The following is a 17,075-nucleotide window of genomic DNA, read 5'->3' as shown; positions in this document are numbered from 1 at the left end:
GAAAAGTCGAGCCTCCAAGATAGGAAAGTGGGTTGTTTTTCCTGTAATGAAAAAGTAAGGTTGACGAATATTATCAGAAAACCGTTCGGCAAATTGTACTTCTGGGCAGAAAGAAATCAGGTTGGAATTAGGGCGATTTTTGGTCAACTTAAAATCCCAAACTTCTAAACCCATGAAAAGCCTGCTGACTTTCCTGTTCAGTTTTTGTCTCTTTTTTGCTGCAGTCGCCAAGGATGGCTATGAGCTTTGGCTGGATTATCGACCCCTTGAAAATGCAAACTTAAAGACGGAAGTAGACCGGCTTTTCTCCGGGGTTTTCTTTTTTGGCCAAAGCCCAACCTATGAAATAATCCGAAAGGAACTTGAAATATCCAGTCAGCAAATGATTGAAAAAGCTCCTGTTTTTTCCATGGAAAGACTCGCCAAAACCCAGGTTTGGATGGGTACCCGGGAGGAGCTTTCACAGGTTTTGGGACTTGACCAGCAGGTCCAAATCCGAGAGCTCGGAGAGGATGGGTACTGGAGAGGACCGATCGATTTTCAGGGAAAAACTTACTATGCCATTGTTGGAAACCGACCTGTCGGAGTACTTTACGGAGTCTTCGATTGGCTGAAAAGTATTCAAACTGAAACTTTCAATCCTAAAACAGAAAAGTCTGACAGTCCAAAAGTTAAACTCCGCATGCTTAACCATTGGGACAACTTGGATCGGACTGTTGAAAGAGGCTATGCTGGCTTCTCCATTTGGGATTGGCACAAGCTGCCTGGCTACATCGATCCTCGCTACATCGACTACGCCAGAGCCAATGCCTCCCTTGGAATCAACGCCGTTTCCCTCACCAATGTCAACGCCAATGCCCGGATTCTGACCACGGATTTTATGAAAAAAGCCAAGGTATTGGCAGACCTTTTCAGACCCTACGGGATCAAAGTTTTCCTCACTGCCCGCTTCTCCGCTCCCATGGAAATCGGAGGACTTAAGACAGCTGACCCCCTCGATCCGGCAGTTAGCGAGTTCTGGAAAAAGAAGACCGATGAGATGTATTCGTTCATTCCGGACTTTGGGGGTTACCTGGTCAAGGCAAACTCCGAAGGACAACCCGGTCCGCACGAATACCAACGGAATCACGCGGAAGGAGCCAATGTCCTCGCAGATGCCTTGGCACCCCATGGAGGAATTCTGATTTGGAGAGCCTTTGTCTATTCACATGAAATCGATGAGGATAGACATAAGCAAGCCAATTTGGAATTCGAACCCCTGGACGGAAAATTCCGGGATAACGTCATCATTCAGGTGAAAAACGGAGCGATTGATTTCATGCCGAGAGAACCTTTTCATCCTCTTTTCGGAGCAGTGAAAAATACCAACCTCGGCATGGAGTTTCAGATCACGCAGGAGTACTTAGGCCAAGCTACTCAACTGGTATACCTCGCCCCGATGTGGGAGGAAGTGTTGCGAAGCCAAACCTACCGACCCACCCCAAACTCTACCGTGGCAGGAATCATCGACGGAACTGACTCCGGGCAAAAGTTGACGCTTATGGCCGGAGTATCCAATATTGGCACAGACCGCAACTGGACCGGGCATCTCTTTGGACAGGCCAACTGGTTTGCCTTTGGCCGTCAGGCATGGGATCCCTACCTGACTTCGGCCGAGGTTGCAGAAGAATGGATAAAAATGACTTTTGGTCAAAAACCGGAAGCCTTGGTCAAAATCAAGGAAATCATGCTGGAATCCCGTGAGGCAGCTGTTAACTACATGACACCGCTGGGACTGCATCACATCATGGGAAGAAGCCACCATTACGGACCGGCACCCTGGGTGGAAGGAGGAAGAGCGGATTGGACTTCGCTGTACTACCATCTGGCAGACAGTTTGGGAATCGGCTTTGACCGAACCGGTTCAGGAAGCAATGCCATAGCCCAATATGCGCCTGAAATCGCCAAAGCCTGGTCTGATCCCAATCAGATTCCTGAAAAATACCTGCTTTGGTTTCATCACCTTCCTTGGGATTTTAAACTCAAGTCAGGAAAAACGCTTTGGGAAGGAATCGGCCTTCACTATGACTTGGGGGTGAAAACCGCCCGAAAAATGGAGGCCGACTGGAAATCTCTGGAGGCGGATTTGGATTCAGAACAATTTGACCATGTCCGGCAACTGCTGGCAATACAGGTACAGGAAGCAGAATGGTGGAGAAACGCATGTCTGTTGTATTTCCAAACATTTGCCAATCGCCCCTTCCCTGCCGAAATCGAAAAACCTGAAGGAGATCTGGAGTATTACAAAAGCTTGGACTTCCCTACCGCACCGGGAATCCGCCCGCGATGGTAAGTTGATTTGGGATTTTGGAATGCGGATTTCGGATTTAAAGGCATTGTAAGAACTTCTGGAATTGATTAGGCAAGCACCTTTTCAATAGTTATTTACTTAGATTAAGTACCGCTTATGAAAATCCAAAGACTTGATTTAATGAAGAAAACAACACTGATAATCGGAGCGTTAGGACTTATTTTTTCCTGTTCTACCAAGAAAAGTGAGGAGGCAAAACCAGTTGCCCATTACCTTACCAACCGTGCTCCTTTGGTTTCGACCCCATATTTAGAGCTTCCCATTGGAAGCATCAAGCCGGAAGGATGGCTGGAAGATCAACTCAAGCGCATGGCAAGCGGACTGACCGGGCATTTGGATGAAGTCTATCCCGAAGTGGTCGGTCCGAGAAACGGTTGGCTGGGTGGAGATGGAGACGGCTGGGAGCGCGGCCCCTATTGGATCGATGGGCTCGTAACCCTTGCCTACATTCTGGATGATGAACAGCTAAAGCAAAAAGCGCAGCCTTGGATCGAATGGACACTGAACAATCAGGCTGAAAGCGGATACCTGGGGCCCATTCCATTTGAAACAGAACCCGAGCCCGAACCGGGTTTGCAGCGAGGCAGACGCGAAGATTGGTGGCCAAAAATGGTCATGCTCAAAGTGCTTCAGCAATACTATCAGGCCACTCAGGATGAGCGGGTAATTACCGCACTGACCAAGTATTTTCATTTTCAATTGAAAGAGCTCCCCAACCGACCGCTGGACTTTATGTCCTTTTGGGCGAATAGGCGTGCAGGAGATAATCTTCTGGTGGTGTATTGGCTTTACAACATCACCGGAGATGAAAAACTGCTGGAACTAGGCGAATTGATCCAACGGCAGACTTTCCCTTGGCAGACCATCTACACCAATCCGGAAAATGAGCTACAATACGAAAACATCCATTTCTACAATGAGATCAAATCCTATCCTTTTGACTCTGCAGAAATTTCTAAAATCACCCTGTCCAAAGTTCCAGGGCTCCACACCGTAAATGTGGCCCAAGGCCTAAAACAACCCATCGTCTATTTCCAGAAAAGCGGGAAAACCGATGCTATCGCCGCAGTGAAAAAGGCCTTGGCTGATCTCCAAACCTATCATGGACAACCCCAAGGGATGTACGGAGGAGACGAACCCCTTCACGGCAACAACCCGGTTCAGGGAATCGAACTCTGCTCGATAGCCGAGGAAATGTATTCTTTGGAGACGATCCTCAAGATCACGGGGGATATGGAATTTGCGGATCTGCTGGAAAAAATCACCTACAATGCCTTACCTACTCAGGCTTCGGATGATTATACCAGCCGACAGTACTTTCAGGCTGCCAATCAGGTGGAACTGAGCGATAAACTGGAAACTTCCTACGAAACTGAAAATCACGGGGGCACCGACTTTGTCTACGGACTGCTTTCCGGCTTTCCCTGCTGCACCACAAACATGCACCAAAGCTGGCCTAAATTTGTCCAAAACCTGTTTTATGCCACACCCGACGGAGGAGTTGCGGCATTGCTTTATGCTCCAAGTTCGGTTGAGTTGACCGTGGGCCAAGGGGCAAAATTGAAGATCAAAGAAACCACCGGATTCCCATTCCGTGAGACCGTGCAATTTGATTTGGAGCTTTCCGAGGACGCGGTCTTTCCTTTCCACCTTAGAATCCCGGCTTGGGTAAAACAGGCTGAAATTAAAATCAACGGGGAAACGGCTCAGGCAAGCATCCAAAACCAAGTGGCCATAATTAATCGAACTTGGAAAAGCGGGGACCAAATCACCCTGACATTACCAATGGAATTGAAAACCTCCACTTGGTACAAATCCATGGTCAGCATTGAGCGTGGACCGTTAGTTTACAGTTTGAAGATCCAAGGTGAGGAAAAAACCAAAGACCGAAGCGACCGATTCAAACCATTTACCGAAGTCTATCCTACTTCCGAGTGGAATTTTGGGTTGGCCTCTACTACCCTTTCCGACTTGGCTAACTCAATTGAATTGGTAGAAAATGAATGGGACGGTTCCTACCCTTGGAATCTGGAAAATGCGCCGATCGAACTTCGGCTGCAAGGAGTGCAACTGCCTGAATGGAAACTGGTGAAAAGCGCTCCTCAATTGCCTGAAAACCTGCCTTCAAAACTAGCAGCATCCGAATTGACCAAGCGTCAAAAAGCAATTACCATGATTCCTTATGGTTGTACGACACTTCGGATCACGGAATTCCCGGTAGTAGGCATTGAATAATTTCAGCAAAGGGAATTTTTCTTTGGAAAGAATGGGTTAAATGGAAAGTCAATTTTAGCTTTCTTTTTAACCCATTCCCTTTTCTACCAATGGAAGCCTATACCATCCCCGGTGCCACACGCATTGGCCATGTCCATCTGAAAGTCACAGACCTCCAAAAATCCCTCGATTTCTACTGTGGTTTGCTGGGGTTTGAGTTGGTCATGATGTATGGAAAAGACGCTGCCTTCATTTCCGCAGGCGGTTATCACCACCATATCGGACTGAATACCTGGCAAAGCAAAGGGGGAAAGCCGGAACCCAAAAACACCGCCGGGCTTTTTCATACAGCAATCCTTTTCCCGACCCGAAAAGATTTGGCTGTAATTTTTAAACGGCTCATCGATGCCAAATACCCTTTGACTGGAGCTGCGGATCACGGGGTTTCAGAGGCGATTTATCTGGATGACCCGGATGAAAACGGAGTGGAATTGTATTGGGACCGGCCAAGAGTAAAATGGCCACAAAATGGAACAGGAGGAATTGACATGTACACCCGCCAATTGGATGTGCAGGGCTTGCTGGCAGAGATTGGTTAAAAACCAATTTGTGGCTAAGTATTATTCCTTTGTGCCCTACCCTTTAATCCCTGAGCCCTCCGTGTTAAAAAACTAAATCCGCTTCCCCACCCAATCGGCGATCAAGTCCATCACTACCTCCCTGTCGGAGTCATTGATCAGTTCGTGATAGCCTCCAGGAAAAAGCCGGAGGGATTTATCTTCTGATTTGGCTTTTCCGAAAAACAGTTCAGACCCTTTGGGATTGGTCAGTCGGTCGGCATCCCCATGAATCAGGAGCAAAGGAAGTTCAAAACTTGCCGCCTCATTCTGGATATACTGCATCATCTGATACAGTTCATAACCTGTTCGGGCTGGAATGTTTTCCTGATAGATCAGGGGATCGTTCTTGTATTTCTCCACCTCTTCGGGAATCCGGGAAATTCCTTCAATATCCAACTTCAGGACTTTCAGTTTTGGGAGAAAACGGTTGACCAAACCGGACGCTGCGATCAAAATCGGAGAAGTACCCTCTGCTTCCTTGATCGCAGGCGAACTCAAAATAACTCCGGTTGCTTCAGGTTTATAGTTCAAAACGTAAGCCGCCACGAGCCCACCACCCATGCTGTGACCATAGAGAAAGGCAGGAAGTCCAGGCAAGTATTTTTTCGCCTTGCCAAAAAGCACATCGATGTCCTGGAGGTAATCTTGAAAAGAATCGAAATAAGCCGTTGGCTTTCCTGGGGCCGATTTCCCATGTCCTCTCCCGTCGAAGGTAAAAACTGCCACACCTAAGTCATTCAGCTTGGAAACTATCGCCCCATATCTCCCACTGTGCTCCCCCAGACCGTGAACAAGCAACAAACTTGATTTTGGAGTTTCGGGAAGCCAAGCCTGCAGGTAAAGTTTCAGTCCGTCATGGGTAGTATAGGAAGTTTCAAAGTGTTGCATGGATCAGAATTTAGTCAGGTTCAAATTAGCAAAAAGGATAGGATTTCGATTAACTTGGAAGAGGTACTTTCCTTCTATCAATGCACTTTCATAAACCCTCCTTGTTGCTTCTATTGGTTTTGGTTCTGTTTTCGGCTCCTGCCTTTTCCCAGATGGCAATCAGTCCGTCGACCAAAAATGTTGAAATATCTTCCGAACGCCTCGCCCGATACGACGCCTATTTTCAAAAAGAAATCAAGGAAGGTCGGCTTCCCGGTGTGGTAACGCTTATTTATCGAAAAGGCGAAAAAGTCCACGAATCTGCCTTGGGATACAGCGACCTTGCTGCGAAAACTCCCATGCGGACGGATCAGATTTTCTTCATCCAATCCATGACCAAGCCGATCATCAGCACGGCCTTCATGATGCTGTATGAAGAAGGACATTTCTTTTTGACCGATCCGATATCCAAATTCCTTCCGGAATTTAAGGAAATGAAGGTGGTCAAGGATCCTTTGATCGGATCACCAAGTGGTACCGAACCAGCCAAATCCCAGATTACCATAGCCCAGGTTTTGAGCCATACGGCAGGCTTTGTCCACGGAATCGGCGGAACAAAACTGGACGAGGAGGTTGCAAAAGCGATCTACCTATCAGGTCCAAAGACAATCGAGGAACGCGTCAAAGCCCTTGCCTCCCAACCTTTGGCCAGCCATCCGGGAGAAAAGTGGAACTACTCCGCTTCTCCGGATATCCTGGCACGGATGATTGAAGTAATTACCGGAATGAGTCCTGCCGAATTTTTGAAAACCCGCCTGTTCGATCCACTCGGGATGAAAGACACCGGATACAACCTTACCGATGCCCAAAAATCACGGATGACACAACTTCACAGTTTTAATGAAGCCGGTGTTTTGGTGAAATCGCAAAGACAAACACCCACTTCCGGCAATACCGTTTTTGGAGGAACGCACGGGCTGTTTTCCACCTCTCAAGACTATTCCCTCTTTGCACGCATGATGCTCAATGGAGGTGAATGGAACGGAAAGCGCTACCTCAGTCCCAAAACCGTCGAAATCATGGCACTCAATCAGAGCGGAGATCTTTTCCAGGATCCGGGCAAAGGATTCGGGTTGGGTTTTGCAGTAGTGGATGATCTGGCCGATACCAAGGCCTTGGGCTCCGAAGGGACATTTTACTGGAGTGGGGCCTTTTGCACCTACTTCTTCATTGACCCCAAGGAAGAAATGGTTGCCACATTCATGACCCAGGTTAATCCATTCAGTTCTTACTACGAAAACAAATTCCGGCAACTGGTCTATCAGGCCATAGAGTAATCGCTGAAGATCATATAAAAAATGCCCTCAGCAATGACTTTTCTCAGTGTTTTGAGGAAAAGGATGTGCTTACTTTACTTTCCATTAGGCTAAAAAAAACATGAGTAAAACAAGCCAACTTTTCAGCAGAATTGGTCCCGTTCCGACTCTTTTTCTTGCAGCTTTCCTGATTTTTTCCTGTGGAAAAACAGAAGAAGAAGTCACCTATCCTGAGAGAAAATCCCTGACCGAATCGGTCTATGCATCAGGATTGGTCAAAGCAAAGGATCAGTACGAGGCCTTTACCTTTGCCAGCGGACCCATTCAGGAGATTCTGGTTGATGAAGGCGATACAGTCAAGGTGGGAACTCCGATTCTGCAGGTCTTCAGTGACCGGGAAAAACTGGGAAGGGAAAGTGCCCAACTTTCCCAATCTTATGCTGATCAGAGTGCCAACCAAAGTAGAATTCGGGATCTTGAGCTGGCCATCAGTCTGGCTAAAAGCAAAAAACAAAACGACTCCCTCCTTCTTGTTCGCCAAAGGAGATTATGGGCACAGGGAATCGGTACCGCTGTCGAGTTGGAGCAGCGGGAACTTAATTTTCAAAATTCAAAAACTGCTTACGAATCGGCTTTGCTCCGGTATGGGGATTTAAAACGGGAAGTGGAATTCAACTCCAAAAGCGCTTCAAAAAATCTCGCCATCAGTGACGTGCTGGTTGGGGAATACATTTTGAAAAGTAAAATCGACGGGGTGGTTTACTCCATTCTGAAGGAAAAAGGGGAAATGGTCAGTCCACAAACTCCCCTAGCCATCATCGGAAGCGCAGGGGAATTTCTCCTCGAACTCCAGGTAGACGAATACGACATTTCCAAAGTGGAAGTCGACCAACGGGTGATGGTCAACATGGACAGTTTCAAGGAGCAGGTTTTTGAAGCAAAAATCAGCCGCATCTATCCGATCATGGACTCCAAAAGCAAAAGCTTTACGGTCGAGGCCATTTTTACCAAGGCTCCTCCCAAGCTTTTTCCAAACCTGACTTTGGAAGCCAATATCCTGACCCAAGTCAAAGAGGAAACTTTGGTCATACCCAGAAATTACCTGATCCAGGATGATCGTGTTATCCTTGAAAACGGGGATACCGTGCAGGTAAAAGTGGGAATCAAAACCTACCAGTTTGCCGAAATCCTTGAAGGGATCACTGAAAAAACTGCCTTGAAAAATCCCATCCAATGACCTGGCAGCTGATTTTTGAAATTGCAAAAGCACTGATGCTGGCAAGGAAAAAGCAAACGCTGATTGCAGCCATAGGAGTCATGTTCAGCATCACCATGTTTGTGGCATTGTTGGGTTTCATGAACGGGCTCAACACCTTGCTGGACGGATTGATCCTAAACCGAACCCCACACATCCGCTTTTACAACGAAATTAAGCCCAACCCAAACCAAGCCATCGATCAAAGTCCGGAGTTTGCACAATCACTCAATATCATCCGATCGATCAAACCCAGCACCAGCCGTTTGGCGATCTACAACAGCGCTTCGATCGTGGAAGATTTGGAGGCCGATCCCAGGGTATTGGGAGTAAGTGCCAAAATCTCCTGTCAGGTATTTTTCAATGTAGGAACAATCGACCTTACTGGTGTGGTCAACGGGATCGATGTAGAGAAGGAAGCGGAACTTTTCGCATTCACCGACTATGTGACGGTGGGCAATTATGCCGATGTAAACCAAACCAATACCATCATTTTGGGCAAAGGCGCCGCCGACCGTATGATGGCCAATATCGGAGATGTGGTCCAAGTCACCACAGCTCAAGGCAACAGGGTTCAGCTCAAAGTGGTTGGATATTTCCAAAGTGGTTTGGGGGATTTTGATAATGTAAACAGCTACGCCTCCATCACTACCGTGCAAAAAATGTTGGGTGAACCTCCCTCCTACATTACCGACATCCAAGTCAAACTCCATGACTTTAACCTCGCTCCTCCCATGGCACGGGAACTTGAGGGAATCTACAAAATCGATGCAGACGACATTCAGACCGTCAACGCCCAGTTTGAAACCGGTTCAAGTATCCGCTCACTGATCAGTTATGCTGTGGGAATCACCCTCTTGGTAGTTTCTGGATTCGGGATTTATAATATACTGAACATGATGATTTTCGAAAAACTCGACACCATCGCCATCCTCAAAGCCATCGGTTTCAGCAGTCAGGATGTCAACCGGATATTCATTACCATAGCCTTGACGATCGGACTTATCGGAGGAGTTTTAGGGTTGATTTTTGGATATTTGGCTGGACTAACGATCGATCAGATACCTTTTGAAACTCAGGCGCTGCCTACGATCAAGACTTTTCCGGTAGACTATAATCCCAAATACTACATCATCGGAGGCACATTCAGTTTGATTACGACCTATTTCGCGGGATTTTTCCCTGCCAGAAAAGCAAGTATCGTGGATCCAGTAGAAATCATCCGGGGAAAATGAAAAACCACGCTCCCATCGTTCTCGAAGCGAAAAACATTGACAAGTTTTTCTACAACCCGACTGAAACCCAGGTTCTCAAAAAGGTGAGTTTTCAGATCAAGAGGGGGGAATTTGTGTCGGTTGTGGGAAAATCGGGCTGCGGAAAATCCACCTTGCTTTACATCCTTTCCACTATGGACACCGATTACAAAGGGGAACTTTTCATGGACGGGGAACTGATCACCGGAAAATCTTCCAATTACCTTTCCAAACTCAGAAATGAAAAAATCGGGTTTGTTTTCCAGTTTCACTACCTCCTGCATGAGTTTTCGACCTTGGAGAATGTCATGATCCCAGGACTAAAACTCGGAACCTTATCAAGGGAAGAAGTAGAACATCGGGCGATGGAAAAGCTGAAGATTTTTGACATGCAGGATCATGCACTTAAAAAGGCCAACCAGCTTTCCGGTGGACAAAAACAGCGGGTAGCCATCGCAAGAGCCTTAATTAATGACCCATTGCTGATCATGGGGGACGAACCCACGGGTAATCTGGACAAGAAAAACTCCGATATCGTATACAACAAATTCAAGGAACTGGCCAAGGACTTTGGGCAGACCATGTTGATCGTGACTCACGATCCAGAGTTCGCTGCCGGCACAGATCGGACGATCGAGATGGAGGATGGTAGGGTGATCAGTTTTGAATAGGGTGTAAACGTCACTGCGAGTGAGGCACGAACGAAGCAGTCTTCAAGTAATACAATTGTAATAAATGAGATTGCTTCGGGGCCAAAAAATCCAATTATTTTTTTCCTGAATAAAAAGCCCCTCGCAATGACGACCCCCGCCAATGCTAGTGCGATCGAACGAAGCAGTCTCCAATTTGATAACGTTTTAGAGGCTAGTTCAGCACAATTGGCTGTCGCTCCGGGTTTCGGGCTTCACTGAACCCCCATAAATTCCAACACATCGTCATACCCTTTACTCCAAGTCCAGAAATACTGGGTAATCATCGGAATATGCTTGGTTTTGGGATAAAAGGAATAAGTAAGATCAGATCCTTTTGCTTCGGCTTCTTTTCGGAATCTCTCCACAGTCAAGCGGATACCGGGATACGTTTTTTCTCCCTCCATGACCAGCATTGGGATTTCGTTTCCTTCCAAAAAATAAATCGGGGAATAGGTTTTCCACACTTCCGGATTGTCCGTGAAGGCATCGTAATTGTCCTCGGCATTATCCTTCTCTTTTCGCAGGGTCAAAAACCAATACCAGTCCAAACCTGCAGGATCATTGAGAATAGCTCCTTTTAGTGGATTGGAAAGGCCCAACTCCGTCCAAGGTTCCTTTTTGATTGCAGCCAAAGCCGCTAAATGTCCACCTGCTGAATGACCTGAAATGAAGATGTTTTCCGGATCACCGCCGTAATCAGCAATGTGATCACGGACCCATTTCACCGCAAGGACACTCGCTTTTTCCATTGCCGAAACCTTGTAATCCGGCGCCAAAGGATAATCAATGATGACTGTTACTACTCCCCTTCTGGCCAGCCGGCTTCCCATGAAGTCATAGATTTCCTTTCGCCCACTGTGCCAGCTTCCTCCATGGATGAATATCAGAACGGGAGATTTTTCCGCCTTTCTTGGTGCAAAGACATTGAGCTGCTTTTGGGGGAGTACGGCAGTTGAATCGAGGTAAGTCAGATTTTTCGACCGGGTGACTGACTTAAATGCACAACTGGAAAAAGTGGCTAAAATGAATAGGGAAATGAAAATGGATTTCATGAAAACTGTTTTTTGAAGAAAGCTATTTTGGAAAAGTTTTGTTTCGTAAAAAGTTCAGAATCTAAAAGATTACGCGATGTCTCATCGTCACTGCGAGTGAGGAACGAACGAAGCAGTCTCCTTGTTTGAAACCGAAATTAAGAAGATTCGCGGAAGGAGTCTTCACCAATTCTGGATCTCTTCCCACAAATCTTTCCATTCTGGATTTAAAGAATTGATCAAATCCTCTTTCCTTTTTCGATTCCCTCCTTTGATCTGCTTTTCTCTTACGATTGCTTCCTCAATAGAATGAAAGGATTCAAAATAAACTAATTTGGAAACATTGTACTTGGAAGAAAATGAATTTGGATTTAACCCATTCCTGTGCTCAAAAACCCTCCTAAATAAGTCACTGGTAACTCCAGTGTATAATACTGTATTATGAGAATTGGTCATAATGTAAACTGCACCTCCCTTTTGCATAGCGTTTAAAAGCTAAACTAAAAATAAAAATTATGAGATTGCTTCGGGGCATTCAAACTCGATTTACAGATTCAATCTGGATAATTGCCCCTCGCAATGACGGTCACGTCACTGCGAGTGAGGTACGAGCGAAGCAGTCTCGTACCTTTTTCCAAAGATCATCGAAGAGGTTATCCCCCTCCCGGAACGCAGAATTCTTGGAGATTGCTTCGGGGCTTTTTGCCACCTTTTTAGAAATTATCTTTTTCTATTCGCCCCTCGCAATGACGTTACACCGCAGGTTCCTGCTGACTCAGGCAGTGAAAAGATCCTAAGCCCCAAATGATATCAGTGCTGTCGATCCCGATCACACGTCTGTCAGGGAAGCACCCTATGAGAATATCCAAGGCCTTTTGGTCGTTTTTGTCCCGGAAAGTCGGCATGACCACCACTTCATTGGCGATGTAGAAATTGGCATACGAAGCCGGAAGTCGCTGATCTTCCCAAAAGACAGGACCTGGCATCGGAAGCTCCACGATATTTAATTGCTTACCATTTTCGAGACGCATTTTCTTGAGCAATTCGAGATTTTCGGCCAAGATCTCGTGGTTTTCGTCGGATTTGTTTTCCTCCACCACCGTCACTACGGTGTCCTCATTCACAAATCGGGTGATATCATCGATATGACCGTCGGTATCGTCGCCGATGATCCCATCTCCTACCCAAAGGATATGCTTTACCCCATAGTAATCACAGAGGTACTTCTCGATTTGATCTTGGTTAAGGTGGGGATTCCGGTTTTCATTCAGCAGACAAGCAGTTGAGGTCAAGAGCGTTCCTTTTCCATTGAACTCAACCGAACCGCCTTCCATGACGATTCCGGGTTTAAAGCAGGGAATTCCCAATTCCTCAGCAATGCGGATCGGAATCTGATTATCCAGGTCGTGAGGCGGGTATTTTTCACCCCAGGCGTTGTAGTTCCACTTAACCAGCACTTTCTTGATTTCCGCATTGGGATTGATCAGAAAAGCAGGTCCGTGATCCCGGCACCAAGCATCGTTGGTTGGGAAAAAGTGGAAAGTGATTTTACTGAGATCCGCTCCGGCTTTTTCCAGATGTGCTAAAGCAAAGGCTTTCATCGCTTCGTCCGCCACATTGATATTCACCTTTTGGCCTTTGGCTACCTCCTTGATAAACTGGGAATAAGGCGCAAAAACTGTCTCGATCTTACCCGGCCAGCTCGCTTCTTTGTGCGGCCAACTCAGCCACATAGATTCCTGAGGGGCAAATTCAGCAGGAAAGTAATAACCCAGTTCCGCCGGAGTCACTGCACCGGTTTGAGCCAATTCGAACAAATTCTTCATGGCTTATTCTTCGTCGAGGTATCGCTTGGTAATCGGAGCGTACGAGTCGATGCGTCGGTCTCTCAGGAAAGGCCAATGCGTTCTATATCGATCTGAACCCGTCAAATCCAGCTCCTCCACGTGGATTTCCTCCTCCAAATGCGGGGCTTTGTAAGTGACCCGACCGAATGCATTGGAGACAAAAGAGCCACCCCAAAATTGCATCGGGCCTTCGATACCGGTTCTGTTGACAGATACTACAGGGATTCCATTCGCTACTGAATGGGAACGTTGAATCGTCTGCCAGGCATTGTATTGATCGTCATTGGTCTGCGCATCCTGATGCAATGCCCAACCGATTGCAGTTGGATACACCAAAAAGTCCGCACCTTTCAGGGCAGTGATTCGAGCAGCTTCCGGATACCACTGATCCCAACAGATGAGCACGCCGATCTTTCCGAATTTGGTAGGGAAAACCTTGTATCCCAAGTCGCCCGGAGTGAAGTAAAACTTCTCAAAATAGCCCGGGTCATCCGGAATATGCATTTTTCGGTACTTGCCGAGGTAAGTTCCATCCGCATCCAATACCGCCGTTGTGTTATGGTAAAGCCCTTCTGCCCGCTTTTCAAATAGGGAAGCTACGATCACTACACCAAGCTCCTTCGCCAAGGCACCGAGCGTGTCGGTAGATGGACCGGGTATGGCTTCGGCGAGTTTGAAATTTTCGTAATCTTCCACATCGCAGAAATAGAGCGATCTAAAAAGTTCCTGCAGGACCACGACCTGAGCCCCTTTTTGGGCAGCGGTGCGAACTCCTGCGATGGTTTTCTCCATGTTTTCGGCCACATTCCCAGAGCAACTGAGCTGGACCAGACCTACTTTGACGGTTTTGTTTGCCACGGCTAACGGTTTTGTTTAGGCCGCAAAGATACCTTTGCAGGTGGGGATTGGCAAATGAAGTTTGGGAAGTTTGGTAGATTGATTTTTCCAGTCTTAATGACCTTTCAACCTATAAAAGGAAATCATTAATGCAATATACTCTCAAGATATTCAACCGAGGATTTGAAAGATTTTAAATCTAGGTGACTATTATGGGAAGACGATCTTTTAATATATACATCACTTAATTCAACACTTTAACATAAAGATCATTTCCAGATCTTGTTACCAATTTCCTATTATCGTCTGATAGTAAAAAAAAGTCCACAGGCGTTGCTACTCCATCGAGGAAAGGAATATCTACTAGTTCTGTTTGCGTGTTGGTTGCTATGTCATACAATAATATCTTCATTGAATTACCATTTAAAACACCTCCACTATAATAAAGCTTTGTTCCATCCGCTGAAACCTTGATTTCGTCAGACAAAATCATGTTTGTAGAAAATTGCTTGATTATCTCATCTGTTTTAAAATTCTTAATCGTAATTTTACCGAGTATATCTACATCATAAGATTGTAACACTCCCCTTTGAAAAAATAAACCAAATTTTGGATTTGTACTTTTCACATCTGCTGAATCAATTATAGTTCTTCCGACATTATCAAAAACAAACATCCGACTTTCTATCTGACTCGATAAAATCGTTTTGGAACCATCTTGTGAAAAAACCAAGAATCGCTTGTTCTTGAGATCTGTAATTTTTTGAGTTTGCTTGTCAATATGGTAAAATGTAGCAGGTACAAATGGTCCTGGAGCTGGCCAGCAAAATCCAGAACACGGAGTAGCCGGTTTTGAAACAGGAAATAAGGTATAAAATATATTATTGCCTGAGATATTCAGGAGTGAACCTTGGTTACTAGGAGTAGAAATTAAATTTTCGATACTGTTGGTACTGAAATTAAATAAATTATACCCCGATTGATTTATAAATACGATCCCGCTGTTTTCGTTTGTTTTACTTGTAATACTCCCCACCTTAGTATCAAGTACATAAACCTTATTCGAAGAAATATCTATTCGGAGAATTTCGCTTGATGCTGTAATGAAGAGTTCATCTGAATTTCTACCCCAAACTACGAACCTACCATACCCATAATCACCAAGATCAATCAGTTTCCCAAGTTTATTACTCAATGGGCCTTCCTTCACTTTCAGCTTCCCAGGGAGGTTATCATCTTTTTCGCAGGCTGCTAGAGAAATCAGAATAATTGCCGATAGAATTAATTTCGTTCTCATAAATAATGAGTTTAAGTTCAATTTGAATTCAGCAACTAGGTAAAAGAATTGAAGATTGCTCAGAATAACGGTTACAGCACCGATACAAAAACCATTTAGAAGTTACGAAATGAATGGAGAAATGTATAGCTAAGGGACCTGATTAATCTCAGCTTTTTCATTGTTTTTTCCTCCTAATCGGCGTTGTCCTTGATTTTTAGTTTTGATGTTCAAAGAGGAGCTGGGTGGATGCCGATAGCTATCGGCATGCAATTTCAACTTTATATCCTTCTTACTAGAAATAACTATTGGAAACAACATAAAATTAAAGAATGAAAGCAAAATCCAAAATCTATTAGATTCAAAGGAAATAAAAATTCCAATTCAATATTTTGGTTTAAAAAACAACTAATAATAAGGAAGATAAATACATCTACAAAATCCATTTCTCGGAATAGAAGGTATACTTTTTATCTTGCTCCATTCGTATTTTTCTTCACCAAATATTTCTTGACATTCACATCCATTATTTAAAATTTGAACACCAGAATACTTAGTACTGAATCTCTCAGACCTTGATTTTTCCACTATTTGAGAAAATTCGGCAAGATTATAGATATAGCTATACTCATAATGAAGGTAATAACCTATCACCCTCAATGGATTTTCCAAAACTTTATGGCTAACTCTAGAAGACTTTGATAATTTGTCTCGGAAAAGTGAAAAGTCAATCATTTTAAGCTTTTCAATGAAAAAAGATGTTGGCTCTGAATTGAAAAAATTCGGAAAGGTAATTGAAAAAATAATTAGGGCCTCTCTGATAGTATTTTTTTCCAATTCATTAAACCGTCCTTCAAAGTAAGGTACCTTCTTTTCCAGAATATATTTTAATATCTCTAAAGTGCAATCTCCAAATTTATTTAAACTTCCACCTAAAGATCTCTGATCAGGAAATTTACTTTTTAATGAGAAATATTCTTTCTCAGCTTCAATTATTTTTCCCTCTAAGATAATTTTCAAAATCTGATTCAGAAATAAATCATACTCCTTTGAAAATTGATCTTCATAAGACTTAACTAACTCCTTTCCTTTATCCGTAATTTTAAATAATGGAGAAAGACCTTTCAAATAAGATTTATCTTCAATCTTTTCTCTTACTCTATTTGCTAATTCGGTTTTACTTCCACTCGTTTTTAAATTATTTTTTTGAAGAATTTCCTTCAATTGAACCATTGATAATGATTCTTCTTCCAAATTTATTTTCAGAAGATCCTTAGAAAGGAAATTCTTAATAATTGGATCAATATCGCCCAGCAATTCTTTAAATCGTTCTGGCCAAAAGGTATTTAGCCCAAAAATGGGATTAGCAGAAAAGCCATTAAGAATTGAGAGTAATTCAATTTCATAATTGAAATTTGGATGAATTATTTCTTCTTGCTTCCGGAAAAATTTTTTAATAAAGTCCATCTTATCGGATAAATAAAAAGCTAAATCACAATCACATGTGTAATTGAAAT

Annotated in this window: 14 protein-coding genes; 7 read left to right on the top strand and 7 right to left on the bottom strand. The window is 44.5% G+C overall.

Translation table 11 applies throughout. The features are described from left to right. Window positions 1-172: 172 nt before the first annotated feature. From D0X99_RS18845 to D0X99_RS18835, 3 genes are all read left to right on the top strand, one after another. Window positions 173-2,332 (top strand): alpha-glucuronidase family glycosyl hydrolase, encoded by a 2,160-nt coding sequence (locus tag D0X99_RS18845; protein WP_119479419.1) that lies wholly within the window; start codon window positions 173-175, stop codon window positions 2,330-2,332. Between the two features lie 138 nt (window positions 2,333-2,470). Continuing rightward, a complete protein-coding gene (locus D0X99_RS18840) occupies window positions 2,471-4,585 on the top strand; it encodes a beta-L-arabinofuranosidase domain-containing protein (protein ID WP_119479450.1) in 2,115 nt (704 codons plus the stop codon). 89 nt (window positions 4,586-4,674) lie between these two features. Beyond that, on the top strand, window positions 4,675-5,163 hold the full coding sequence (locus D0X99_RS18835) for a VOC family protein (protein WP_119479418.1): 489 nt from the start codon (window positions 4,675-4,677) through the stop codon (window positions 5,161-5,163). A gap of 72 nt (window positions 5,164-5,235) precedes the next feature. Here the strand turns inward: D0X99_RS18835 and D0X99_RS18830 are convergent, their stop codons facing one another. Beyond that, window positions 5,236-6,072, bottom strand: a complete 837-nt coding sequence (locus D0X99_RS18830) for an alpha/beta hydrolase (protein ID WP_119479417.1) — start codon at window positions 6,070-6,072, stop codon at window positions 5,236-5,238. Window positions 6,073-6,152: 80 nt separating this feature from the next. Here D0X99_RS18830 and D0X99_RS18825 point away from each other — a divergent pair, with 80 nt between their 5' ends. The 4 genes from D0X99_RS18825 (at window position 6,153) to D0X99_RS18810 (ending at window position 10,546) form a co-directional block, all read left to right on the top strand. Further along, on the top strand, window positions 6,153-7,388 hold the full coding sequence (locus D0X99_RS18825) for a serine hydrolase domain-containing protein (protein ID WP_119479416.1): 1,236 nt from the start codon (window positions 6,153-6,155) through the stop codon (window positions 7,386-7,388). A 100-nt stretch (window positions 7,389-7,488) separates the two neighbouring features. Beyond that, the gene (locus tag D0X99_RS18820) at window positions 7,489-8,604 is read left to right on the top strand and encodes an efflux RND transporter periplasmic adaptor subunit (RefSeq protein WP_119479415.1); all 1,116 of its coding nucleotides are present in this window, start codon (window positions 7,489-7,491) and stop codon (window positions 8,602-8,604) included. Then, entirely contained in the window at window positions 8,601-9,857 is a 1,257-nt protein-coding gene (locus tag D0X99_RS18815) for an ABC transporter permease (protein WP_119479414.1), read from the top strand. The genes D0X99_RS18820 and D0X99_RS18815 overlap by 4 nt, the downstream gene beginning before the upstream one ends. Then, entirely contained in the window at window positions 9,854-10,546 is a 693-nt protein-coding gene (locus D0X99_RS18810; protein WP_119479413.1) for an ABC transporter ATP-binding protein, read from the top strand. Before D0X99_RS18815 ends, D0X99_RS18810 begins: the two co-directional genes overlap by 4 nt. A 233-nt stretch (window positions 10,547-10,779) precedes the next feature. On the opposite strand, the gene D0X99_RS18805 is transcribed toward D0X99_RS18810, so the two are convergent. The 6 genes from D0X99_RS18805 to D0X99_RS18780 all read right to left on the bottom strand — a co-directional run bounded on the left by D0X99_RS18805 (window position 10,780) and on the right by D0X99_RS18780 (window position 17,025). Further along, window positions 10,780-11,619, bottom strand: a complete 840-nt coding sequence (locus D0X99_RS18805; protein ID WP_119479412.1) for an alpha/beta hydrolase — start codon at window positions 11,617-11,619, stop codon at window positions 10,780-10,782. A gap of 162 nt (window positions 11,620-11,781) precedes the next feature. Further along, window positions 11,782-12,054: a GIY-YIG nuclease family protein gene (locus D0X99_RS18800; RefSeq protein ID WP_317133438.1), complete on the bottom strand. Its 273-nt coding sequence runs from the start codon at window positions 12,052-12,054 to the stop codon at window positions 11,782-11,784. Window positions 12,055-12,350: 296 nt separating this feature from the next. After that, complete coding sequence (locus D0X99_RS18795) at window positions 12,351-13,424, bottom strand: agmatine deiminase family protein (RefSeq protein WP_119479410.1); 1,074 nt, start codon at window positions 13,422-13,424, stop codon at window positions 12,351-12,353. A gap of 3 nt (window positions 13,425-13,427) precedes the next feature. Next, the gene (locus tag D0X99_RS18790; protein ID WP_119479409.1) at window positions 13,428-14,303 is read right to left on the bottom strand and encodes a carbon-nitrogen hydrolase; all 876 of its coding nucleotides are present in this window, start codon (window positions 14,301-14,303) and stop codon (window positions 13,428-13,430) included. Between the two features lie 223 nt (window positions 14,304-14,526). Then, entirely contained in the window at window positions 14,527-15,579 is a 1,053-nt protein-coding gene (locus D0X99_RS18785) for a hypothetical protein (protein ID WP_119479408.1), read from the bottom strand. A gap of 387 nt (window positions 15,580-15,966) precedes the next feature. Beyond that, window positions 15,967-17,025: an SAP domain-containing protein gene (locus tag D0X99_RS18780; RefSeq protein ID WP_119479407.1), complete on the bottom strand. Its 1,059-nt coding sequence runs from the start codon at window positions 17,023-17,025 to the stop codon at window positions 15,967-15,969. Window positions 17,026-17,075 lie beyond the last annotated feature (50 nt).

Origin of the sequence: Algoriphagus lacus (assembly GCF_003583985.1) — a bacterium.
Classification (GTDB): Bacteria; Bacteroidota; Bacteroidia; order Cytophagales; family Cyclobacteriaceae; genus Algoriphagus; species Algoriphagus lacus.
The sequence above is the reverse complement of the archived record's forward strand: the minus strand, read 5'-3'. Positions and strand labels throughout refer to the sequence as shown.